The 22,161-nt window shown below is 40.8% G+C and carries 26 protein-coding genes and 4 pseudogenes; 5 read left to right on the forward strand and 25 right to left on the reverse strand.

Annotated features, from left to right (window positions below; translation table 11 throughout):
* Positions 1–41: 41 nt before the first annotated feature.
* The 18 genes and pseudogenes from WKK05_RS37860 to WKK05_RS37945 all read right to left on the reverse strand — a co-directional run bounded on the left by WKK05_RS37860 (position 42) and on the right by WKK05_RS37945 (position 13,574).
* Positions 42–464, reverse strand: a complete 423-nt coding sequence (locus WKK05_RS37860) for an ASCH domain-containing protein (RefSeq protein ID WP_341531387.1) — start codon at positions 462–464, stop codon at positions 42–44.
* A 10-nt stretch (positions 465–474) separates the two neighbouring features.
* Positions 475–855, reverse strand: a complete 381-nt coding sequence (locus WKK05_RS37865) for a hypothetical protein (protein WP_341531388.1) — start codon at positions 853–855, stop codon at positions 475–477.
* Positions 848–1,039 (reverse strand): hypothetical protein, encoded by a 192-nt coding sequence (locus tag WKK05_RS37870; RefSeq protein WP_341531389.1) that lies wholly within the window; start codon positions 1,037–1,039, stop codon positions 848–850. The genes WKK05_RS37865 and WKK05_RS37870 overlap by 8 nt, the downstream gene beginning before the upstream one ends.
* Before the next feature lie 10 nt (positions 1,040–1,049).
* Positions 1,050–1,253: a hypothetical protein gene (locus tag WKK05_RS37875; RefSeq protein ID WP_341531390.1), complete on the reverse strand. Its 204-nt coding sequence runs from the start codon at positions 1,251–1,253 to the stop codon at positions 1,050–1,052.
* 5 nt (positions 1,254–1,258) lie between these two features.
* Entirely contained in the window at positions 1,259–1,768 is a 510-nt protein-coding gene (locus tag WKK05_RS37880; RefSeq protein ID WP_341531391.1) for an SLOG family protein, read from the reverse strand.
* A gap of 428 nt (positions 1,769–2,196) precedes the next feature.
* Positions 2,197–2,814 (reverse strand): annotated as a pseudogene (locus tag WKK05_RS37885) (DUF4351 domain-containing protein); the annotation flags it as partial.
* Between the two features lie 147 nt (positions 2,815–2,961).
* A pseudogene (locus tag WKK05_RS37890) lies at positions 2,962–3,942 on the reverse strand (reverse transcriptase domain-containing protein); the annotation flags it as partial.
* Between the two features lie 110 nt (positions 3,943–4,052).
* Positions 4,053–5,837 (reverse strand): reverse transcriptase domain-containing protein, encoded by a 1,785-nt coding sequence (locus WKK05_RS37895; protein ID WP_341531392.1) that lies wholly within the window; start codon positions 5,835–5,837, stop codon positions 4,053–4,055.
* Between the two features lie 509 nt (positions 5,838–6,346).
* A pseudogene (locus WKK05_RS37900) lies at positions 6,347–6,916 on the reverse strand (reverse transcriptase N-terminal domain-containing protein); the annotation flags it as partial.
* A 544-nt stretch (positions 6,917–7,460) separates the two neighbouring features.
* Positions 7,461–7,646 (reverse strand): annotated as a pseudogene (locus WKK05_RS37905) (hypothetical protein); the annotation flags it as partial.
* Positions 7,647–7,726: 80 nt separating this feature from the next.
* Entirely contained in the window at positions 7,727–7,921 is a 195-nt protein-coding gene (locus WKK05_RS37910) for a DnaB-like helicase C-terminal domain-containing protein (RefSeq protein WP_341531393.1), read from the reverse strand.
* A 399-nt stretch (positions 7,922–8,320) separates the two neighbouring features.
* Positions 8,321–9,172 carry a hypothetical protein gene (locus tag WKK05_RS37915; RefSeq protein ID WP_341531394.1) on the reverse strand — a complete coding sequence of 284 codons (852 nt, stop codon included), beginning with the start codon at positions 9,170–9,172 and terminating at the stop codon, positions 8,321–8,323.
* 10 nt (positions 9,173–9,182) lie between these two features.
* Positions 9,183–10,379, reverse strand: coding sequence for a hypothetical protein (locus WKK05_RS37920; protein ID WP_341531395.1), 1,197 nt, complete (start codon positions 10,377–10,379; stop codon positions 9,183–9,185).
* Between the two features lie 115 nt (positions 10,380–10,494).
* A complete protein-coding gene (locus WKK05_RS37925; RefSeq protein ID WP_341531396.1) occupies positions 10,495–11,181 on the reverse strand; it encodes a hypothetical protein in 687 nt (228 codons plus the stop codon).
* The gene (locus tag WKK05_RS37930; RefSeq protein ID WP_341531397.1) at positions 11,178–11,384 is read right to left on the reverse strand and encodes a hypothetical protein; all 207 of its coding nucleotides are present in this window, start codon (positions 11,382–11,384) and stop codon (positions 11,178–11,180) included. Before WKK05_RS37930 ends, WKK05_RS37925 begins: the two co-directional genes overlap by 4 nt.
* Positions 11,385–11,432: 48 nt before the next feature.
* Complete coding sequence (locus WKK05_RS37935; protein ID WP_341531398.1) at positions 11,433–11,711, reverse strand: hypothetical protein; 279 nt, start codon at positions 11,709–11,711, stop codon at positions 11,433–11,435.
* A 37-nt stretch (positions 11,712–11,748) separates the two neighbouring features.
* Positions 11,749–12,042, reverse strand: coding sequence for a hypothetical protein (locus WKK05_RS37940; protein ID WP_341531399.1), 294 nt, complete (start codon positions 12,040–12,042; stop codon positions 11,749–11,751).
* A gap of 140 nt (positions 12,043–12,182) precedes the next feature.
* Complete coding sequence (locus WKK05_RS37945) at positions 12,183–13,574, reverse strand: transposase (RefSeq protein ID WP_341531400.1); 1,392 nt, start codon at positions 13,572–13,574, stop codon at positions 12,183–12,185.
* A gap of 29 nt (positions 13,575–13,603) precedes the next feature.
* Between WKK05_RS37945 and WKK05_RS37950 the strand changes: the two genes are divergently transcribed.
* On the forward strand, positions 13,604–14,746 hold the full coding sequence (locus WKK05_RS37950; RefSeq protein WP_341531013.1) for an IS4 family transposase: 1,143 nt from the start codon (positions 13,604–13,606) through the stop codon (positions 14,744–14,746).
* Here the strand turns inward: WKK05_RS37950 and WKK05_RS37955 are convergent.
* The 7 genes from WKK05_RS37955 to WKK05_RS37985 form a co-directional block, all read right to left on the reverse strand.
* Positions 14,743–15,024 (reverse strand): helix-turn-helix domain-containing protein, encoded by a 282-nt coding sequence (locus tag WKK05_RS37955; protein WP_341531401.1) that lies wholly within the window; start codon positions 15,022–15,024, stop codon positions 14,743–14,745. The two genes, WKK05_RS37950 and WKK05_RS37955, sit on opposite strands and share 4 nt — an antisense overlap.
* A 174-nt stretch (positions 15,025–15,198) precedes the next feature.
* The gene (locus tag WKK05_RS37960) at positions 15,199–15,588 is read right to left on the reverse strand and encodes a helix-turn-helix domain-containing protein (RefSeq protein ID WP_341531402.1); all 390 of its coding nucleotides are present in this window, start codon (positions 15,586–15,588) and stop codon (positions 15,199–15,201) included.
* A 46-nt stretch (positions 15,589–15,634) separates the two neighbouring features.
* Positions 15,635–15,940 carry a hypothetical protein gene (locus WKK05_RS37965; RefSeq protein ID WP_341531403.1) on the reverse strand — a complete coding sequence of 102 codons (306 nt, stop codon included), beginning with the start codon at positions 15,938–15,940 and terminating at the stop codon, positions 15,635–15,637.
* A 117-nt stretch (positions 15,941–16,057) separates the two neighbouring features.
* Positions 16,058–16,819: a hypothetical protein gene (locus WKK05_RS37970; protein WP_341531404.1), complete on the reverse strand. Its 762-nt coding sequence runs from the start codon at positions 16,817–16,819 to the stop codon at positions 16,058–16,060.
* A 39-nt stretch (positions 16,820–16,858) separates the two neighbouring features.
* A complete protein-coding gene (locus WKK05_RS37975; protein ID WP_341531405.1) occupies positions 16,859–17,032 on the reverse strand; it encodes a hypothetical protein in 174 nt (57 codons plus the stop codon).
* Between the two features lie 173 nt (positions 17,033–17,205).
* The gene (locus WKK05_RS37980; protein WP_341531406.1) at positions 17,206–17,529 is read right to left on the reverse strand and encodes a hypothetical protein; all 324 of its coding nucleotides are present in this window, start codon (positions 17,527–17,529) and stop codon (positions 17,206–17,208) included.
* A gap of 79 nt (positions 17,530–17,608) precedes the next feature.
* Positions 17,609–18,265, reverse strand: coding sequence for a hypothetical protein (locus WKK05_RS37985; protein WP_341531407.1), 657 nt, complete (start codon positions 18,263–18,265; stop codon positions 17,609–17,611).
* Positions 18,266–18,539: 274 nt separating this feature from the next.
* Here WKK05_RS37985 and WKK05_RS37990 point away from each other — a divergent pair, with 274 nt between their 5' ends.
* The 4 genes from WKK05_RS37990 (at position 18,540) to WKK05_RS38005 (ending at position 21,965) form a co-directional block, all read left to right on the forward strand.
* The gene (locus WKK05_RS37990) at positions 18,540–18,860 is read left to right on the forward strand and encodes a helix-turn-helix transcriptional regulator (protein ID WP_341531408.1); all 321 of its coding nucleotides are present in this window, start codon (positions 18,540–18,542) and stop codon (positions 18,858–18,860) included.
* 287 nt (positions 18,861–19,147) lie between these two features.
* Positions 19,148–19,861, forward strand: coding sequence for a BRO family protein (locus tag WKK05_RS37995; RefSeq protein ID WP_341531409.1), 714 nt, complete (start codon positions 19,148–19,150; stop codon positions 19,859–19,861).
* Between the two features lie 165 nt (positions 19,862–20,026).
* On the forward strand, positions 20,027–20,626 hold the full coding sequence (locus WKK05_RS38000; RefSeq protein ID WP_341531410.1) for an alpha-ketoglutarate-dependent dioxygenase AlkB: 600 nt from the start codon (positions 20,027–20,029) through the stop codon (positions 20,624–20,626).
* Between the two features lie 79 nt (positions 20,627–20,705).
* Positions 20,706–21,965 carry a hypothetical protein gene (locus WKK05_RS38005; RefSeq protein WP_341531411.1) on the forward strand — a complete coding sequence of 420 codons (1,260 nt, stop codon included), beginning with the start codon at positions 20,706–20,708 and terminating at the stop codon, positions 21,963–21,965.
* Positions 21,966–22,161: the final 196 nt, after the last annotated feature.

Here is a 22,161-nt window from a genome sequence, read left to right on the forward strand (position 1 = left end):
ACTACATTTTTAACGCCGCGAACCTTTTTCTTTGTACTTTGCTAAGTTTGGAAGTTGACCACTGAGGTTGCTTCTGTTGTTACTTTCTTCACCAAATCGTCTGGTATTTCAAAAATCCCCAACTGCCCAATGTAGGGAATCGGTGTGATCTCTCGTGGATTCTCCAACAGCCAATGGTATTGCCCAGGCATCCCCCAGCCAGACGCAACTTGTGAGAACCGACAGTCAACTATTGTGACGATGCCGATGACTTGACCACGACGGAGGCTTTTTAACTCTGGAATAAATATACCTATGCTTTTACAGAAGATAAAGGCGCTTTCGTATTCTTTCTTGGTACACTTTTTCGCTGCATGGATGAGAATATCGCCTCGATAATTGATGGGCCAGCCACGATTTTCTATGTTTTTGGTGGAGTAGATAATTCCCCATGCCCAAGGCTGACGAACAGATATCGCTTTCATAGCAGCGCCTCTAAAAATTCAGTAGTTGAACATAAGCATCTAAAGCTGCAAGTGCCGGATGTGGATGTATTTGCGACTTCAGCCCGTTACAGATTGTGGCGATAGTTCCTTGCTCGGAGAAAGTGAAATTGATATTGACCTGTCGATCTGTGAAGTGGTAAAAAATTATGAGCAAGATAAAATTCAACTGCAACAAAGTAAAATCTTTTCCATTCGCTAAATGCCAAGTAAAGTTTTCGGTAGTAATTAAACGCCACGCTTCTGTAGAAGAACATTTTTCAACTGCTGGTAAGATTTTGACTTTGAATTTGTAATTTCGTTGCGTTTCTAAACATTCATCAGGGGCAAGAGCTGCCCATTGTTGTAAAAGTTGTTGGTAAGTTTCAACCATTTTCAGCTTCTTGCCTGGCGTAAAAGACAATTTTTACTTCGTCGGAACTTCTTTCAATTTGGAATGTGATCATCTCAATCTCATGTTCAGAATTTGTCAGATCCTTAAATGCTTTAGCGATAGCGGATTCAATTTGTAAGCCGGAAAAGTTTTTGAGATGTCCTGTTTTGGGTTGGTTGTGCATATTGTTGTATTTATTTACTGGTGTTTCTTACTTGTTCGAGAAAATCAGGCAGTAAAGATTTCAAAGAGTTATCTATCAGAAGTTCCTTGCTCTTTACTTGACGAAAGATAATTTTTGTAACTTCGCAAGCTTCTTCAAATGAACAATCAAGCTTGTCTTGAATCATCAAAGTTAACTTTGTAGTTTCGTTTAAAAGTTCAATGCTGTACTTCATAATCTTCAAAAGCCCCGATACTTAACCCATGACTTCCAAACATTGAATATTGGCTTGCCCAAGCTCTCGGCATAATTAACACAGTTACCAGTACCACTAGCCGCACCATTAAAAAGCGCTAATACTTCATCACAGTGATCCACCATATATTGATTACGCTTGTACATCTTCTCACTGCTATATCCTGATGATGATGCTGAATATTCTTCAAGGAGATCAACATAGATAATTGATGAAGTTTGAAACAGAATGTGTTCGTAACGTTCTTTATCTTGTGGCTGCCATTTATCATCTTGTCCTTTGAATGGGACTGCTGCAATCAAGGGGATTTGTAACTCAATTGCAGCCTCTTCATGGGCTTGGTCGAATCCCAATGCCATACCGCTAATGACTTCCGTAGCTTGCATTTTCTGGAGAGACACTTTGCATAAGGCTATTAATCGGATAAAAACTTCTTCGTTGTGTCCCCCAAGCTTTTCGGGACGGTGGCCTGTACCAGCAATGATTTTAGTCATGTGTAAGCCTCTTTTCTAATTTTTCAGTAATGATGATGGGTTTTTCACATGAATACTTTATCTGATTAGTTATTATTCCAGATTTCTCATAAATGCTTGAGTTTAGTAACAAAACTCTAATCTAAAAATGAGTTAAACTCTGTCTTTTGATAGAGTAGGATATATACCATTAAGTCAGGTATTTTTGAATGTAATGTACCACCATAGAGGCTAGTCTTAGATTCATGAAAGCCGAGGATTACGTCCGATTTTTCTCCGGCTTTTTTATGTTTATCAACTTATTTTTAATAAGACGGTAGAATATTAGAAATAGTTAATTGTGGTGTAATGCAGAGGTTTTTATATACCAACATCTGCATTAATTATTGAAATTCCCAAGTTTCAATAATTATAGACTTGGAGAAATGTCAGCTAAGATTAATCACCAACTATTTACTGTTTAACCAAGCTACTAAATCTTCAACTGATGAAAAATCTAGAAAGGCTTCTCCTAAAGCCTCTAATTGCTCAGTAGATAGCGCTCGAATTCGTTCAATTATGGATGTATCAATTTCTCCAAAGCGTCGATTTAATTGACGATAGAAAAACTTAAAAGCTTCCTTCTGAACAATATCTTGATAAATAACAGATTCTTGCATAATCTCCTCCTGTAAAAATTGGCGAATTAAGTCCTTACTAAACCTTAAACCAGCTAAAATCTCAGTACACCCGGCAATATTCTGTCTTTCATTCCTATCTGGAATTCTAACGAGTCTGTCAGCAATTTGCTCTAATAATCTTTGTGGAGAGTCAGTTCGAGTTAAAGGGGCTAGCGGCAACAGTGCTGGATTATCAAGAAACTGCGTAGAATCCTGTTCCCATAACCGTAAAACTCGATAGCGGTGAATCGTTCCTTCATCAGTATATTCTGTAGTAAAAGCAATTGAATCGTCAGTTTGTTGTAAGAAAACTACTACCTGTGTTACTGGTTTACCATATTGACGTTTCAACCTGACGTAATAATCTAGCATCCGCAATGGAATCGGAGGAGTAGATTTTGTAAGTGTTGGTAGAGTCGATGGGAGGTATTATCCTCCGCACCTCTCTGTTAAATCTGGACGTGCTGCTTTGACAGCATCCAGCTTCCGACATTCTTAAAGGCAAGAGTCAAACTGACTTGTAGTAATTTTCCGATGATTTTGCAAAGGTTCTCCTTAGCAAGAATCGACTGAGTTTACCACAGTTCCCGTATCTTCAATACCTTTTTTGCTCATGTGAATATAGTCATGGCAACTTTCATGTAAAACGGTTAGATTGACATCTTTCCAGTTATTATGATTGCCGTCTTTATGGTGTAGATTAACCCGTTCTCCAGGTATGATCTTATATCCACAATATCCACAAGTATGGCTTTGCTTTCTAAGCAATTTCGAGGTAATACCGTCATATAGTTTACTGTTTCTTTCGCTCCAGTAGACTAAATCTCCGTCGAATGGTGATTTATCCCCTCTGACTTTGATATGGCGATTTTCAGAGTAAGAAACTGACGGAAACGCTTTATCTAATATTTCTTTACTAGTTTGACGATTCTGTTTTGCTTCTTTGTTAAATACCTTAAAAGCTCTGTTTTTCATGAAGTATAGAGAGTATCTAGAACCATTCATTTTGCAGAACTTGTGGTAATTTCTCCAACCTCTTACTATTGGTGCCAGCTTGCTCGCTTTTACCTTAGCGCCATAATTCGAGTTGTTAACTACGTGTTTTACTTTCTTACGAAATGCTTGGAAATTTTCCACTGAGGGAATACATCGAAACTTTCCGTTTTTCTGGACACTTATGTGCCAGCCGAGGAAATCAAACCCGTCTGTCGATGCGGTTAGCTTTGTCTTCTTATTGCTAACCTTTAATCCCCTTTTTGCTAAGAACTGGCTGATTTTTACAAGTATTTCTTTCTCGTCATCTTTCGGTTTTAGGAAAAATACCATATCGTCAGCATATCTGACTGATGGATGTATTTCTTCTATTCCGTTGAGAGCGATATTAGCTAGTAATGGACTTACCACACCACCTTGACATGTTCCTTGTTCCGGGAATTCTGGATTAATACCAGATTTTAGACATCGGAAAATTCCGATTTTTAGCCCACAGGGAGCAATCAAGCTGTTCATGATGGTGGAATGATTAATCCTGTCGAAAGTGGGTAGCTAGCTAGCGAGGTTTCCAATTATTAGCTCCTTTTCTAACTAGCCCCCTCCGAACCGTGCTTACGAGATTTCCAGGTACACGGCTCTCCAGTACTCTGTTATCACGAGACTCGTTTAGATGTTGGTTTACCAGCGTGTATTGCATCATGGCATTGAGGGCAAACCATGAGAGTTTTCCTTCTACGTGCGGACATAATTTGCATCCATTGCGGTTTTTCCTTTCTACCCTTGGCTTTGAGGTCTTTAAGGGCACGAATATGGTGAACCTCAATATCACCTTTTGCCCCGCAAATCTCACATTCTGAAGCAAGAAGCCGTTTAATTAGTTCATTTCTGAACGCAGGCTTTCTATTTGTTGGCAGGTCTAGAATGGTTGCTTTTAGGTTGCGTTTTAATTGGATGCCGCCAAAGCGAGCCACCAGGGATTTCTTACCTTCTACCAGGACAGTTATTTCCACACACTTTCTCAAGCCTTGTGGAAGCTTTACCGTCTTCTTATACTTGGCGCAGATTTTAGCCACGCTAGTTTTGTGTTTACAGGCAAGGGTTTTCATCAGCGAACTCGACATAATCCATTGAAGTTTTCGCAGCCATGCAATATTTTGGGCAAGGCTATAGAATTGTACATACCCTCTAAATTCTGATTGGTAAATGTTGATAATAGTAAAATCATCATCATTTATTAATTCAGGGCGATGAATGGGTTTACCATTCCTCATGTATAGGGTACATTTTTCTTCTATAAATCTTGCTGGGATTCTTAGTGCAATAATTCCGTTGATTGAGCGTTTACCATTGGTATGCTTATCGTCAGAATATTGGACTAGAATTTTGTAACCTAGAAAGCTTGCTGCCTCATTCCTAGCATTAGTAATCAGGGTCTTTTCTGGTGACAGTTCCAACTGGAGATTTTCAGCTAAAAATGTCTTGAGTTTTTCCTTAATTTCTTTTGCTTCTTGGAACGAGCCAATAAAACCAAGTAGGAAATCGTCTGCATAGCGGACGTAATTTAACCTTCTGTATTCAGGGTCACGAACATTTTTAGAAGGCATTTTCTGGTATTTAATTTCCAGTTGACGCGCTTTATCAACTTGTCCGTTTTTCCTGTAATACCAAGCAAGTTTTACGAGTTTTGAATACTCTGGATTTTCTGCCCGATGTTTACCAAGCGTATATTCTGGGATGAGTATCTGTTCGATAAATTTATCGAATTTGTCAAGATAGATATTGGCGAGTATGGGTGATACAATCGAGCCTTGCGGCGTTCCGCTCAGGGTGGAATAATATTTCCATTGCTCACAGTAACCTGTCTTGAGTAAGTTTTCAATCAATCTCAAGAAACGATTATCTTGGATTGTCTCGCGTAAGATTGACATTAAGATTTTATGATCTATATTGTCAAAGCAACCGCGAATATCTCCTTCGATAAACCATTTAGTTCCTTGCCAAGTACGGTCTATTACTGTTAGTGCCGTATGACATCCGCGCTCTTGTCGAAAACCATGACTGCTGTTAGAAAATTGAGGTTCGTAGTACGCTTCTAATATTAAACGTATTACTTCCTGAATCAATTTGTCCTTCCAAGTGGGAATACCCAGAGGTCGAGTTTTTCCATTTTTCTTGGGAATATTAATTCGCCGTACTGGTGTCCACCGAAAACGTTCATAGCGAATATCCTCTATGAGGTTTTCAATCTTTTTGATGGACATCCCATCAGCAGTCTCTGATGTAATTCCTTGCGTCATTGTCCCATCATTTTTGTAGATGCGGCTGTACGCCAAGAGGTATAAATTGAGGTTGAAAAGTTGTCTGTAGATATCATCCAGAGGTAAACCACGGTAGCCTCTGTCTCGGATTACACTTAAAATCGTTTCGGCGTTTCGCATCTCGCGTACCTCTCGATACAAGTGTGAAGAATACCTGTTCCTCTTCGCCATGTAGACGGCTTTCCCGTCCTCGGACTACTATAGGAACTCTGTAACCATAGGGGTCGCCCCCCGTAGGTCATCCCGCGCTTTATTAACTCAGTACGTAATAGTGTGATTTAGGTGTCCCATTCATTCGTTAAGCCATCTCATCGCTGGCTGACTTCGTTTGAAGAAGTTGTGTGGTTCAAATGTTTAAAACTACACACAAACGATTATTCCTTTTTAGGCGTTGTAGGAATAGGCAATCGCGTATACCGTCAGAATTGGGCTTCAGGTAGTTTAACCTTCACCATGTCACACAAGTCTTGCCGGACTCTAGTTTTAACGCCTTCTCTCTATTTCCGGCTTTACCAACATGCTGTTGTCCCTTTTGTCTTTCAACTCCAGGTAAGTTGGTCGACTTAGAGACGTTCTTCTTAGTCTCTCCCAACTTGGTTGGGGATACCGCGTTAACTGTCACGGCGCACGCATTTCTCAATATCGAGTTCTATAACTCGTTTGGATATTCCGTTTACTTTTGAGCGTAGGTTGTTGAATATCTGTTTCTGAGCATCTTGTGCCGAGCGTCCAGTTCTAAACCCGTAACTGTGAGCATGGAATATTGCTTCATGCGCTGGTTCCAGTGCGAATTTTGCGAGACATTGCCAAGCTCTATCCGCCAGAGTAGGAATTTTCAGAAATCTGGTGGAGCCATCTTTCTTCGGAATTGGTATCAGCCGTAATTGTTGATGATGCCAATCTTTGACGTTATTCTTAAGTAGTAGCTCAAGGGTGAATCGTTCCTTAGATGAAAGGGACTTTTTACCATCAACGCCAGCCGTTTTTTTCCCAGCATTTAGCTGTGTAACTTGTCTGATAGCCAAAAACCTAGCAGCAAGAGATTTCAGAATCAGCTTTTGTAATGACTTTGCTTTACGCATATCACCAACTTGAACAGCTTTAAACACTCTTTTTTGTAAGCGGAAAAGGTTCACCCGAAATTTCTTCCAGGGTAATGATTTCCATGATTCACTAGTTTTTATACTGTGCCTAATCATGCTCTACTCCAAACAAGTGTTTTCTGAATACCTCAGAGCAGTTACGCTCTGTCCTACCCTATATACAGGTGTTCCGTAGCTCGTCTTACCTACTAGGGTTTTCGACCTTTTCCCTAGACCTGTATATAGTTTTTACTCGTTCCGTTCCTGAGATTGATTGATGACTTAGGGTAGTTCAATTTGCCTATCCTCTTCTCGGAGATTGCAGCTATCATTCCAGGAATGCTGCGAGAATATATGAGGATGAAATCTACATTTGTTACTCAGGTTGTCGTTTTCATCGTGAGACACTTTTCTAGAACTTGTTTGCCCATATCATCCCCCCATTAGCGCCAGTGTTGTTACCTGCTTGTTTTACAACTGGTTGCGCCCTGTTACCAGCTTCACTCTATAGGATTCCGAGCCTATTCGGTGTGGTCAGATTGGGAGTCACTTATCTCTTAAAGGGTGGGACTTTCACCCACATCAGAGGAACAGTTATACGTTTTGAGTGTTACCTTCAAAACATACTCTAGATTATGTATTTACCTAGAAACGAGCCGCACTGAAACTCAATATGTAAAATTCGGCTTTCCGTTTGCAGAAATATTACAGAATCAGCACGAATTGGTTCAAGAGAAAGTTCAGTTTTCAAAACTGTAACTTCTTGTGGCTCTGAGGTTAGTAACCACTTAGCAAACTCGGCGGGATATTTTTCAGCTAAATACTTAGCAGTGTTATCAAAACTCAATTTTTTTCATCCTTTTTAGTCGAATAATCCTAACATTTGGCAAGTGGACTCAGCTATATTCACATAGATTTTTTATTTATCTAATCGCGTCTAACTAAATTTTTAAACTTTATATACTGGGTATCAAAAAGCAGCTTGACTGTACCAGTAGGGCCATTCCTTTGCTTGACAACAATCATTTCCGCAATGCCTTTGTCAGGGCTCTTTGTTGGGGGTAGGGTTGCAGGTTTGTGTTTAAGACAATTAAATTTTAGTTGCGCGGCGGAGTTTAACATCTTCTTAATTCCCTACACCCCACACCCTCTCATCCAGTTAGATCAAGGGTTTGTGCTTAACAAGCGTGCCATTCGACTCAGATATCGCTGTCCATTATTGGAGGAGCCCTTGGTAGGTTCCGACTAATGACTTATTTTTGTGGAGTTATCTGCTGAAACAAACTATCAAGAATTCAGTTATTCCTTAAGAGGTAATTGAATATATTTCTTTCGGTGATGATTCCTTAATTTTAGTACATTAGCATTGAAAAAATAATCCTCGAGTCATAGACGTTTAATAGTTTGTCTCCAAGTGGAGGTTGCATATCTTCCTCCGCTTTTTATTACTGAAGTCCAATTTTTAATAAGGCTTGAGAACACTAGAGATAGTTAATTTTGGTTTACAAGCTTTTTCATGAGCTAAAACTCCACATCTTCATCTTGTGCCAACCATTCTCGTGCAATTGCTTTAGCATCAATTTGGGAAGTTGGAACTCGATAACCACTAATCTCATCAAAGACTGATGTTGCTGAACGCCACAAAGTCTTGTTTCTCATTGCAAAGCCAAATTTGGTCATAAACTGCTGTTTAGCATCTTTATCTAACTGTACAAAATAATCCAATCGTCCAGAATCAATTTGCCAATCATAACGAGCAAAAGCATTAATGCACGCTTGCTCTGGTGGAATATCAAGACCATTAGAACGTAAATTTAGAGTTTCCAACACTCGACGAATTGATGGGGACTTGGTTGATAAATCAATTGGTTTACTATCAGATGACTGTGGAATTACTTCAAGAGGATACTGCTTTGATGGTGGTGAAGGTGGTAAAAACTTGATGTTGTCATGAGTTGCACAATAAACAGTAATAAACTGTTTCTCCAACCTGTGTAGTTGCCATTCTTCAGCCATTGCAACTGGCTGCAATCCGCCAATAGCTTTAAGTGCAACATGAGCGCGTTCTTTGAGAGGTTGAAGAATTTCTAATTGCCATTGCTCATTAGAACTTTTTGCGGCTCTTATAATCATACGCCAATCAGCGATCGCTTGCACTTCGTAACTGGCAGTGGCAAACTCGACTAACTTCTTGGCACTGGGAAAGAAATCTAAAGTCAGAATTGCTTCTTTAACTGCACAAGTAAATTCTTGATCGTCAAGATGTTCATTGAGGTATTCTGACCAAATTGCGATCGCTTCTGGGCATAATTCACGGCGGAAGTGTTTTTCTAAAAGCGCAATGCCGTTATCAAACTTGAGTTTAGTAATCAAAACAACACTCCTACAATTCAAATTTGGTACTGGAAGCTTTAGAGATTCGGTCTAGTTGTTGCTGTCGAGCAAAGACATCCTCGTACTGAGCTTGAGATATACCCTCAACATTCGGCAGCATTCGCTTCAAGTCCATTGATGGCGCTCGACCTTCGACGCGTAAGCGGTAACTTGCGTCGTACTTCATTGCAGTGATGTGTTTATCGGCGTAGTCGAGAATTTTGCCATTGGTCATCAAATTGTTCAGGGAAAATTGTTTTTGTCGCCACCAACTATCGGATTGTTCTCTGACCCAGGTGAGTGCTGATACAAATATCTCAATAGCGGTGTCTGGAAAGTCCTTAAGAAGGTGTTTAATCTTCTTCAGGTGTTCTGGATTGATTTTGGTATGTTCGGTGAAATTAGACGGCTTGTGCGCGTTATAAGCTTCAAGGAATAAACGGCATATTTCTTCATCGCTGACTTTCACCATTCGTTTTTCAGTTCGGGCTAGTTTATTCGATTGTTCGAGATTGTCGAACTTGCTCGGAACTTTTGATTCAGAGTTAGGGTCATCGGTTTGTGCCAAAGACTCAGATTGATTTAACAAGAAAGTAAGTTGCTGGGGTTTTGGGTTTTTGTCTTGTTCTTGCTCTTGGGTAATTGGTTCCGGTTTTAATTTCTCGACTTCGATTTGTTCAGAATTTTTTAACTCATCTGACACAAAGTCACTTTGAGGGGTAGGGGTGTCTTCTCCCCTTTTTTCTTCTTTAATTTGGTTTTCTCTATATTGTTCTTCTTTATGAGGGTCTGATTCACCACCTCTGGCTGAACCACCTCTGGTTGATCCACCCCTGGTTGAACCACCTCCTGAAAACACGTCACTGGTTAATTCCTCTTGTGGTAAGGATTCTCGGAAAGCGATCGCATCTTCCGTATCTTTAAAGATATGGTATTCAAAATCAAATAGTCCACCTTCAACACGGATTTTTCTTCTAACTAAATAGTTTTGATTTTCCGCAGTTTTGAGGATCTTTCGTAGTTTATCTCGACCATAACTCAAGGCTTTTTGAATGCTAGCGAAGTTGACTTCCCAGCCTTCAACGTGTGATGTCATCCAGCAAATTAATCTGAATGTACCGTCATCAATTTCCGGATTACGAATTAAAGCATTAGATACTGGGGTATAATGCTGTTTAGGAGATTTGCCCGCTACAACTTTGCTCATAAAAACCTCCAGCAATTGTTTTGTAGTAACTCTTGATCTCTACTCATATTTCTCACCCCATATACGGGATTTATCTAGCCCCACACTGCGTTTACAGGTGGGGTTTTTGCTTTAGTCACACATAGGTAGAGGCAATTTGACCGCTAGCTATTGCATTGACAATGGTCAAAGCGGATTCAGGGCTAATCGCTTTGTCTGGGGTTTTGTAAAAGCCAGCAATTCTATTAGCAGGGCGTATAATAATTCGTTGTTGTGTAGTGCGTTTGTCCCAAACGAAGCACGAAATTGTAATGTTATCTGTTGCCCAGCGCTTACCTTTCTTATCCTTGCGAAAGCAGTAACGAGGCATGATCAGTACAAGTGACGGCGGATATTCTTCGAGGAATGCAGCCCGATCATCACAGGGTTCGAGAAAGCTGGTTAACAAGAACGCCGCAACCCCTACACGAGCTTTGTGATAGGCATTCTTGATAATTGGTGCAACGAGATCAGAATATGGGGGGTTAGTCACTACAAAATCCGATTCAGGGAATTTCTCCCATGACTGGGATAGCGTTGCGTCTAGGTGAAAATGAGCCTCTTTGTCGGGGTCAATATCGTTAGTCCAAACTCTATCGGTATCAGGCCAAACCCGAAGCAAAGAAGCAATCGCCCCCATCCCAACACATGGCTCCCCAATCACACCAGATAGCGGAACATGGCGCAGTAGTTCAGTTGTGAACCATGATGGAGACTCGTAGAAGTTCAGAGGATGCCTACTAATAGTTTGTGGTTGTGGTGTCAGAAGTTGTGCAACAGTCATACTGAGTCCTCTGGTGTTTGTTTAACAATTTTGGCGCTGATTGATTCAAAATCAACGTGGAAAATATTCAAATCAGTCAGTATTTCACCACTGTTATAGCGGTCTACAATGTGCTGCTTAATGCTATCTGTTGAGAGTCCATCAGGAACATCTATGTGGGCAACACTCTGGACTTTTTCAACTACTGTGACTACGACTTTCATATCTATTCCTCATCTTGTAATTTCTAATAAAGTACTTACAAAGGTGTACTACTCACGCTTTAACTGAACCCCTGGCAACAAACGTTCTTCAGGGAATAAACAATCGGTTTCATATTCGTCATCATCATCTTCATATTCTTCTGATAAACCATTGATTGATTCAAATTCTTCTACTGCAAAAATAGCCATTGCTACACACGCCCTTTCTTGCGGATGTGTGGCTAATTGCATCCGGTAGTCTTCAGGAACTACATAGCCTTGAATTGTGTAGAAGTTACGGGCTAACTTTTCAATGAGTACATCTTTCTGGAAGTATCCGAGTTGCATATATTTTCCTCTTACTTGTTAACGTGAAGCAGTTTAATTAGGGTTCAGTAAATCCTTCTTTAAATACCTTGAGATGATGTTTTTGTTCTAGATGAAGTGCGATAGCTTGGGCTAATTCTTTGTTGTTGTATGGGCTTTTGCCAATAAAAAAATAACCTTGATTTTTTCGGTAATCATGAACTTCTACGCCATCTTGTGCCAAAGAAAGAAGATCATTGACAATTTCGGAATCTACTTCTCGATAGAAATTGATTTCAATCCGAAAGTCGTGATAGGCATAAATTTTGCAATCATACTTATCAGAAGGTAATTTGATGTTTCCAAAGTTCATAAGCTTTCTCACTTTTTACTAGTTGTGTTCTAGCGTATTACCTCCACGGCGTAAAATTATTCCATTGAAACCAACTTGAGCCAGCCTTGGAATAAGTAGCAGTGCGTTGACACTCTGTGGTCTAATGATGCACAGATTCTCTAAGAGTTTTTGCCGTATCTCTTGGATTTCCGACTGTCAGCAACTGTATACTGTGTTAAATCAAACAGACTTAACTGAATAGCCAATTGCTCATAGGCATGGTTCCTGGACTCCCCACCCATCGGCAGTGATATCTTCACAGGCATAACTTTCCGAGAGTCCCCCGGTAGAGTCTTGTTACAAAGTTCGATTGGACGGGAACCGACCCCGCCGACTTCGCGCTTTTGATTTTTGGGAAAGACTAATCCTACACGTTTTGCAGTTGTTCTAGAAGCTTTGGTATCAGCGTGTTCTGTATATCTGCAATTAGTACATAAGAACTTTTCGCCACTGCGATTATGTTTGTCGATATGTCCGCATTTTGGACATTCTTGTGATGAATGTCGAGGGTTAACGACAAAAACTGGCTTTGCAGACTTAGCAGCTAACCAAGCAATTTTAGTAAATAAATCACCCCAAGCACAATCAAGGATAGCCCTGTTTAAACCAGCCTTGCGACTAGCACCATTTCTGTTGTATCCACCTTTGCCGTTATGTTTTGGTTTAGCACGTCTTACCATCGCTTTGATATCGAGGCCTTCACGTGCAATAGAGTCAGCAGTCTTAACAATTTTATTAGCAGCTTGCCAATTATACCCGCTTCGATGTTGTGCTAATTTATGTTGTATTCTGGCAAGGCTAGTGTATGCCTTTTTTTGATTTTGAGAATCTTGACACTTGCGGTTAGCAGCACGTTTACGCATCGCCAAACGCCTAGATGTCCTGGGGTTAGTTGTAACTCTAATATTTTCGACAAAACTCCCGTCTGAAAGAGCAACAAGCTTGTTGATTCCTACATCGATACCGACTACTGATTTAATTTCAGAGATCGGTTTTTCATCAGGTAATTCTTGGGGAGTTTTAACTAACATCGAGATAAACCAGTATCCACCTGATATGCTGACAGTGCAACTTCTCAAGGATTGAATGCTAGTGAAATCCCGGCTGTTGTGCATTTTGACATTGCCGATTCCTGGAAGATAAATAATAGCATAATTATCTTTAATTGCCCGAAGCTTGACTTGCCCTGGTTTGTACTCGAAACTGTTTAACTTCTGTAAATAACGTGGAAATCCCCTACCATGTTGCCAAAAGTTTGTGAAGGCAGCGTCTAAATGAGCAATATTACACTGCAAAACATCTGAATTAATCTCAGCAAAATTTTTCAGTCTATGTCTTAATCTTGTTGTAACTTTTATCTGAATATTAGAAGCGCTATCCCATTTGATAAGATTTTTAGATGTTTTGAGTGCAATGTTTAAATCATTTGGGATGCTTGAGGGGATACGAAATACCCTGAAATAGATATAGGGCAACGAGTGTAGCAATTTGTGGTAAAACAAAAAGAGCATTCATTCGCAATAAGCTCTATTTAATGATAATATTACCAGAATTCTACGAGACACACCTCAAGCGAGAGCTTGGACGTACTGAATACTTATTACTAAAACTCCTTATCTGTTTATTACAATCTATTAAAACTGTTAGCCTTGAGGCGCTAGCGACTGCTTTACCAATACCAATACTATTTGAAAGTAGAAGGAAAAAACTTCAGCGATTTTTATCTTTAAATTACATCAATGTTGAAGAAATTTGGTTTCCAATTATCAAAAGCTGGCTAGAAATAAATTTTCCTTTAAATGAAGTTATTTATGTAGTTATAGATCGGACTAATTGGGGATGCATTAATCTATTAATGATTAGCGTGGTTTGGGACAAAAGGTCTATCCCAATATATTTTGAGCTATTAGACAAGTTAGGCTCAAGTAATTTTGATGAACAAGAAGCAGTATTTAAAAAAGCATTACCGATTTTCAAGGATTATAAAATTGTAGTGTTAGGAGACCGAGAATTTTGTTCAATAAAGTTGGCTAACTGGCTCACAGAGCAGAAAGTATATTTCTGCTTACGCTTAAAAAAGGACGCATTTATAGAAATAGAACCAGAAATTTGGCTGCAATTAAGAGATTTGGGTTTAGCACCTGGTCTTTCCTTCTTTTACCAAGGTATTAAATATACGAAATCTCAAGGGTTTGTTAGCTTTAATCTCGCTACTAAATGGAAACGGAAACGTTTTGGAGTTGCGCCGGAAGAGGGCTGGTTTATTCTGACTAATTTAGATGATTTAGATTCGGCTATTAAGGCTTATAAACAACGTTTTGATATTGAGGAAATGTTTAGAGATTTTAAAAGCGGTGGTTATAATTTAGAAGATACTAATGTATCAGGTCAAAGGCTAATTTCCCTAATATTATTAATCTCACTTGCATACACGGCTGCAACTATATCTGGTCAAAAAATTAAACGCATGGGTGTTCAAAAATATGTAGGCAGAATTAAAGAATCTGGGCGGACAGTTCGCCGTCATAGCAGTTTTTATATTGGATTATATGGGTCTAACTGGGTCGATTTCATGGAAAATTCTTATGAATTGGTGGCTGAGTTAATGACACTAGCTCCTAATAAGCGTAAGTATTATCAACAAGGAGAAAGGGCTATGAGGCTTATTTTATCTGCATTCTAGCCCTTTTTGTCCCCCCTCAAGTTTGGGATGACACCATGTTTAAGCACAGGACAAGTAAGTGGACAAAATCCACCATACTCAATTTTAGTTGACAAATCACAGTAACTACCCCAAGCATAATTAACTGGTTCATCCGCGCCTTGGTTATTCGTTTTATATCCTATATCTCGTTCTCTCAGTGCATAGTTTCTGTGTTTCCTAAGAGTAGTTAACCACTGGGACATTTTTGCTTGTTGAGATTGAGAGGGTTTTAACTTAAAGTTCCATCGAACTAACACTATTATCACCTCCTGTTAAGATTTTGAATCTATTAATTTTCCAAAATATATAAAGAAAGATTCAGAATTAAGAATGCATCTAGAAAAATCAATTCTTGTAGTGTTCCGAATTTATCTAGAAATTAGTCAGGCTCAAATTCTGAATTCTGCTTCCTGATTTGATAAAGGTCTAGATTACCCCACAAGATAACTAATTGCTTGTTTATCCAATTCAGCAATGCGAGTTCTAACTTGTGGAGGTGGTTGCTTCAAAAACTTTTTCAAATCCCGTGATTTAACTTGCCAATGCCGAGCAGAACGGCGTATACCTTTAAGCCATCCTTTGCGTACCCAACGGCAAACAGTAGAAGAATCGAGATTGAGAACTTTAGCAATTTGTTGACAACTATAATTATCTAAAGAGGGTTTGCGAGAATAACCCAAAGTAAAAAGCTTTTGAGAAATGGCGGCTGGTGTACGATGAAAACCTTGTCTTTTTAGCCGATATGCTATTTGTTTGACTGTGTAGGCTTCAGACATAATATCGAGAGTATCTAATTCTTTTTCAGTCCATTTTCGGGTCACAGTTAACCTCCAAATTGTCCTTAAAAGATACTAATTCTATTTCTAGTCATTGACATTCGTCCCAATTCCTGGGATTATCAGGTGATGAGATTACTTGTTCAAAATCCCAGTTTTGGGAACTGTTATCGAATAGTTCAATGGCAGCATCAAAGCCACACTGCAAAAATCTGTTGTATGATTCTTCAGACCAGAGAATTGATTCAACAATTGCAGTTAACAACCTGAGATTGGTAGTACTGGTTGCATCTTCATCATCTAGCCATTCGATTGTTGCTAATAGCCGTTGTTTAGCACCCCTAGCTGTAGATTCTGGTAATGCAGCGATGGGAATAGAGCCTGTTAGTTGTTTCATGCTGTTGCTTGCTGTACGATGCTAATTGATTCATTCGTATATCTCCTCGCCTGTGCTTTAAGGGCGGGTTTTACTTTTGCAGTTCAACAACCCGCCCCATCAACTAAAGAATCTACGTTACTGCTTCTTACTCTGTGGCAACACCTGCTGGTTCTGCGGTTGCAGAGATGCTCTGGCTTCTGCTTCCGAAACTGCGGGTAGCGCTGATACAGTCTTGTTGGCGTTATCTGCCCAGCGTTCGTAAGTCTCGTTAGTGACCCAGTGCAGAGTTGTTCCATCTTCAGCACCAGAGCGAATCATTTCGGCTGCTTCTAATGCGTCCCTTTCAAAATCAGATTCCGGGTTGCGGTATGACCACTGAATGAACCAATACGTTCCCAGCGCACCGTCTACCTTCTGGAACTCGGCGCAGAAGATATAATTTTTGAGGACAGATGCGATCGCCGTATAGCAAAACTCTTTCGGATCTCCCGGCATCCCTTCCTCGCACCATTGCTGGAATGCACGATGGGCAAAGTGATTGTAGAGTCCAGCAAAACTGTCTTTGCTACGGCGGTGTATCAGAAAACTGAGCAGCATGGAAGCACTACCCTTGAACTGGTCTTTTAATTGCCCAGCCACAGGAACACCCCACAGTTCAGTGAATGGTTCATTGATAAAGTTTTCGTTAATAGTCATGGGGCGGTCAGGGCGAGAAATTGCAATCGCGAAGTCTGCTTTATTGCCTTTGAGATATCCCCCTGCTTGTGCTTCTAGAATTGTGAGTTTCGGGGGACAATCAAGTAAGAATTGCCCGTATTCTTTAGCACAATTAGCTTGAAGTTTAGGTTGTGATGGTGGAATGAGAAAAACGCTGTTGTTGATTTTGATGGTCTCCATGATTGCGTAGATTGTTGGTGTTGGGTTTGCGTTCTAGAGTTAGCTATTTATGACAATGCGAGGAATTGCTTTTAATTCGTAGGTCAGCAGTTCAATTTGATACAGTCGTTTCTTGATTTCTGCTTCTAAGAGCGTTTTTAATTCCTGTGGGGTTAGTAGTCGAAGTTGGTTCTCTGTGTGGTGTTGTTCGTTTTTGGAATTGTTATCAGGCATAACTGCATAACGCCAATCGTTGCCGTATTGATGGGCTAAAAGACTACCTTGTGGTAATATTTGATGCCGATAATCAATCCTTCGTCTGTACGCTGTCCCAAGGTAAAGTGCGGGTATTTCCAGCCTTGTGGAATTGATATTGTTGATTCCATCGTTGTAATTGGTGAAGTTGACTATGCTGCTAGGGGTTTATCTACTGCTCTGGATTTTCCGGCTACTTTCATAAAGTCATCCAACCCGATTGCTGCATCTAAAGCTTGGGCATAACGAATCTGATCCACAGCGTTAGACCAGTGGGTGAGGTGCTGAAAGATTACACCCAGCATGGAATGAGCAATGTATACTCGGTAAACTCTGGGGCAGGCTCCGTTGAAGTAAACGAGTATGTAACCAGGGATTTCGATGATATCTGCGTTTGGGTCTGTTGGCGGTAGCAGAATTTTTTCTAGAGATTCGTCAAAGCCGGCTACTTGAAGTCCGGGCGTAGTATTTGCCATGATTCTATTAACAAGTCTTGTTGTGAGTTGTGAGGCGATTGCACCTGCTAGTTGACAATCGCCTTTTTCATACCAGCTACTACGCAGCTACAGGTTGCCTGACTCCGAGCAATGCGATTGCAGCATCAACACTATCAGCTGTACGACTGCTCCCCAGTTGATTGCGGCGGCTGTACCATTGCCCGACTCTGTTGTATCCAATGAAGCCAATACACAGACGGTTCAGATATAAAGTCGTGCTGAAGGAGAGCCAGTCAATTTGTCCGTGTGTCAAACCAAACTTTGTGCAAGCTGCTTCCAATTCATCACTGAGGTGTTCGTTACGTTCCAGTGGGGTTTCTGGTAACGTGGCTTTAACTTCTGCAACTCTTTTTGCGAACCAGTTACGGTCAAAGGGTAAGCAGCCACCGTCTAGAAACCGCACCCATAATGTAATCCCGCCTTCAAGCCAGATTGTACGAACTGTTTCGGGTTTCACCTGAATAATCTCGCCAATGATGCGGCGGTCGCGAGTAGTCAGGGGGTCTTTGGTTGGGGCTACAGCTTCGGCTTGGGTTTCCAGATGGTTGTCGAGTTCTGCTTGTGCTAGGGCTTGCTCGTCAATGCAAGAGCCTGCAAAGCTGGAAATTGTTTGCTGTGCCAGTGTTTTGTAAGGCATAATGATTATCTCCTTAATTGGGGAAAAGGCGATCGCACTTGTTTGGTAGACCGGAGCGGTCGCCTTTGTTTTGTACATAGAGGGGAGTATAGAGTGCAGTGTTTAGACATAGCGCTCGACTCGAATCAGCAAAGCTTGTAAAAATGTTTTATTGCTTTAGGGCTTAGGCAGTCAAGCTTTCCTCTATGTATTAATACTACCTCCATTGAATGGAGGTGTCAATGAATGGAGGCATACCATTAGATGAGAGTTAGCTATCAAAATAGGTATGGTCAATCAATGTTGCTTATCATCTGATGATAGTGCCATTGAATGGAGGTAGTATATATATAGGAGTCATTTGGGGATGCCAATGATTAACGTTTTAAAGGAGTTCTTAGCAGCTAAAGGAGTAGAAACGGCTTATCAATTTCACAAAAAGACTGGTTTACCCCAAGCAACGGCTTATCGCCTCTATAACAAACGCAATGTTTACCCTGATCAAAAAACTCAGGAAATAGTTTGCAGAGTTTTTGATGCTCAACCCGGAGATTTCCTTCGGTATGAAAGAGATGATACACAAGAATCACCTAAACAGAATAGTCAAGAGCAAAGCCGTAAGGTAAACAACCTTAACACTAGACCACTTTCACCAGATGATGAATCTCCTAGTTTAATGAGAGAAGCAGCATAAGTATAAATACTGTTTAACAACCCATTAATACTAAAGTTAAATACTTAGCAAAAGTGGAGGTCTTGTTATGCAATTTCTCAACTTACTATTTGCTGTTTGAAACTATTGAACTTCAAGGACTTGGAGTTCTTCATTTGAAGTTGACAGTTACAAAGTTGTTGGAATTCTTCTTAAAGCGATCGCCTCCAGACAAGAAGCATGATAGCGCTTTTCGCCCGCCTTCTCTACGAGACGCTTCGCGAACGCGAACGGCATTGCTGGACTAATACCTAAACATAAAAATAGCTATGTCTAACTTATCAGTTTTTAGCTTTGAGTCTCAAGAAGTTAGATTTGTTGGTACAGCAGAAAAACCAGAATGGGTTGGGGCTGATGTTTGTGCTTGTTTGCAATTAAGCGATACAAGTAAAGCCCTAGAGACTTTGGAGTTAGACGAAAAGGGTACGAAGAATGTTCGTACCCCTGGTGGGGAGCAAGAAATGCTTACAGTCACAGAAGCTGGGCTGTATCGCCTCATCTTTAAATCGAGGAAGCCAATTGCAAAACGTTTTCAGCGTTGGGTATTCCATGAAGTATTACCCTCAATTCGCAAAACAGGCATATACTCTGTTTCTCAAGGAGCTATGACACAGATCCAGATTATTGCTGCTCTAGCTCAACAGATGGCAGAACAGGAGCAACGCTTACTGGAACAAGAGCGTCAGCAGGCTGAAGTACTAGCAAGGTTAAAGGCGGTAGAAGTCGAGCAAGACCGATTCAATACCCCTTGTGGTCATAAGTACACCATCATGGGTTTTGCTAAACTCCAGGGATTGGAGATATCACTCTCACAAGCTGGCAGCAAGGGAAAGAAGGCCAGTGCATTATGCCGTAAGCAAGGAATAGAAGTAGAACAGATACATGATCCACGTTTTGGTCATGTAGGTTTGTACCCCCAAAGCATTTTAAATCAAGTCTTTTCCACTAATACAAAAGATAAAGCTACAACTAGCAGTAAGTAAGCGATGTCTGCTTGAAGGGCTGTGCTTACGGATCAGTCCGGTAGCGATTGAGTATTCGTTACTAGTCTAACCATCAGTTTTCAAAAACAACCAAAGAGCATTGAGAGCGGCATGAGTTGATTGACCGTGATATTGCCTTGCGCTAAAAATTTGGAGTCAAGCATTATGCAACAACTTAACCTGTTTGAAGAACTAGCCCCTGCTTTACCAGTCAGCTATTACCCTGACTTCTTGAGTGTTCAGGAAGCAAATGAACTTTACCAGCACTGTCTTCAACTCGAATGGCAGCAAAATTATATCAAGATGGTGGGCAAGATTATAGCTGTGCCTCGTCTTGAATCCATTTATGGTGATGCTGGTTGTGATTATATCTATTCCAACAGTGTATTTCTACGACCATTGCCTTGGACGGAAAAACTAGCCCAACTTCGAGACTCTATCACTGCATTAACAGGTCACAAGTTCAACATAGTGATTGGCAACCAGTACCGTAGCGGCGAGGATTCGATAGGCTGGCACGCTGACAACGAGCCATCAATGGGTGTTGAGCCTGCAATCGCTTCAGTCAGTTTGGGGGCAGTTCGTAAATTTCAACTCAAACCAAAACAAGGTAAACCGACAGATTTCTGGTTAGAACATGGGAGTTTGCTCATTATGCATAGAGGTTGTCAGTCTACCCATCTCCATCAACTTCCTAAAACTAAAAAATTTGTCAGTACACGAATTAACCTTACCTTTCGCTCACACGTAGGAAAAACGGCGTAATCAGGGGCAGCAAATAGTTTTGACGACCGCATTGCAACTATGCCGCCTGGATTGTTATGGAAAAATTAGGGGAAAGAACATGACCACAGCATTAAAAGCAATTAACGGTGGTAGCAAACAGCGAAGCGAGCGCAAACAAGTAGACCCAGATAAATCAATTAGACCACATTGTAAAGTATCAATTGAGGATATCAACTGGGTTCGTCAGCAGCCCCCGTCTGTGCAGCAGCTTTGGTTAGATAGCGTTGCAGCAGAACAATTTGGCGGGGCAGCCCATAAACTCGATACTAACCTCACTTATAAATCGTTCCAAAAAGCAGGTGCGGCATTGACAGCCCAAGGATTGTTTCAGTTTGAGGAATTGTTTGGCCGCTTACCCTCCGGTAGACCTGGGCTGATTGGTTATCGGGTTCGTAACCTTCACGGTTACTACAATCGCTTTTACTGGGAATCGTCCACGTCTGAGGAAAGTAATTCTTGTGACGAGAAAGCTGTCCACGCTGGGGAGAAAATAAACCAGCCCGAACAGAATCAAAACCGCCCCAAAGTGGAACAAATCCACGCTGATTTGGAATCATTCCAAAAGAATGGTCAAAAAAGTGAGGATTTGCAAGGCTTCCAAAATCCTAACAACGTTTCTAACTACCAGTTAACTACCTACCAACAACCAACTAATGTTGTTGTTGGTATGGTAGTTGGTTCTGACGCACAAAGTGAAAATTTACAAGTTGAGGAGACGGCGATCGCGCCTTTTGGGGGCGCGTCGTCTCAAGTTATCGAAAGCGCGTCAGAACAAGAGAAATCGCCTACGGCGAATGACTGCACGTCGCTGACGCTCGTGGATGCTTTACAGGATGAATCTGCTTTTTTGAAAAAAGAAAGCCAAGATTGTGGTGATGAGCAGAAAGACTGTCTTGAAGACACTTGTTCCGCCGCGCCGCTTGCCCAGAATGAAAAATCCGCAACTGTGCTTGAAGAGCAAGTAGAACCGAGTCAGCCTGCTGAGTTGATAGTTGAAAACTCAGCTTCAGGTAAAGCATTGCAAGCGGATCGTGTTCGCGTAGCGTCTCGTAGAGAAGACAACTGTTCCGCTGCGCCTGTACCACAGCCTGAAAAATGGTCTCCTGAAGCAATTGTCGCGAGGTCAAAAGCAAGACCCTGGCGAATGGAGAAACTCAAAATGGCAGGAATTCTAAGAGAAGAACTTGATTTTGAGTTTCTTGTGGAATGTTGGGAGGATGACCCCGCTTTACAGATTGTGATCAAGAAATTACTGGTGAAGTTTCCGCAATGGGGTTTTGTTGTGACGGATGGGGTGCTGATGAAATGGAATGATTAGCAAGGAGAGCAGCAAATCTTTAGCATGGAAAGTGACAAGCCGATGCAGCGTTTTCTACCAGTATTTTTTTACCATTGTAAATTCTTTGCGATTACCAACTAAGTTATTCTACTAAATTTGCTCAATCTTTCTATCTAAAACTGTGAAAATACTTAAATATTAATTTAAGGGTATAATCAATAACCGTATATTAACG

The sequence above is a fragment of the Nostoc sp. UHCC 0302 genome, from assembly GCF_038096175.1.
Taxonomy (GTDB): domain Bacteria; phylum Cyanobacteriota; class Cyanobacteriia; order Cyanobacteriales; family Nostocaceae; genus UHCC-0302.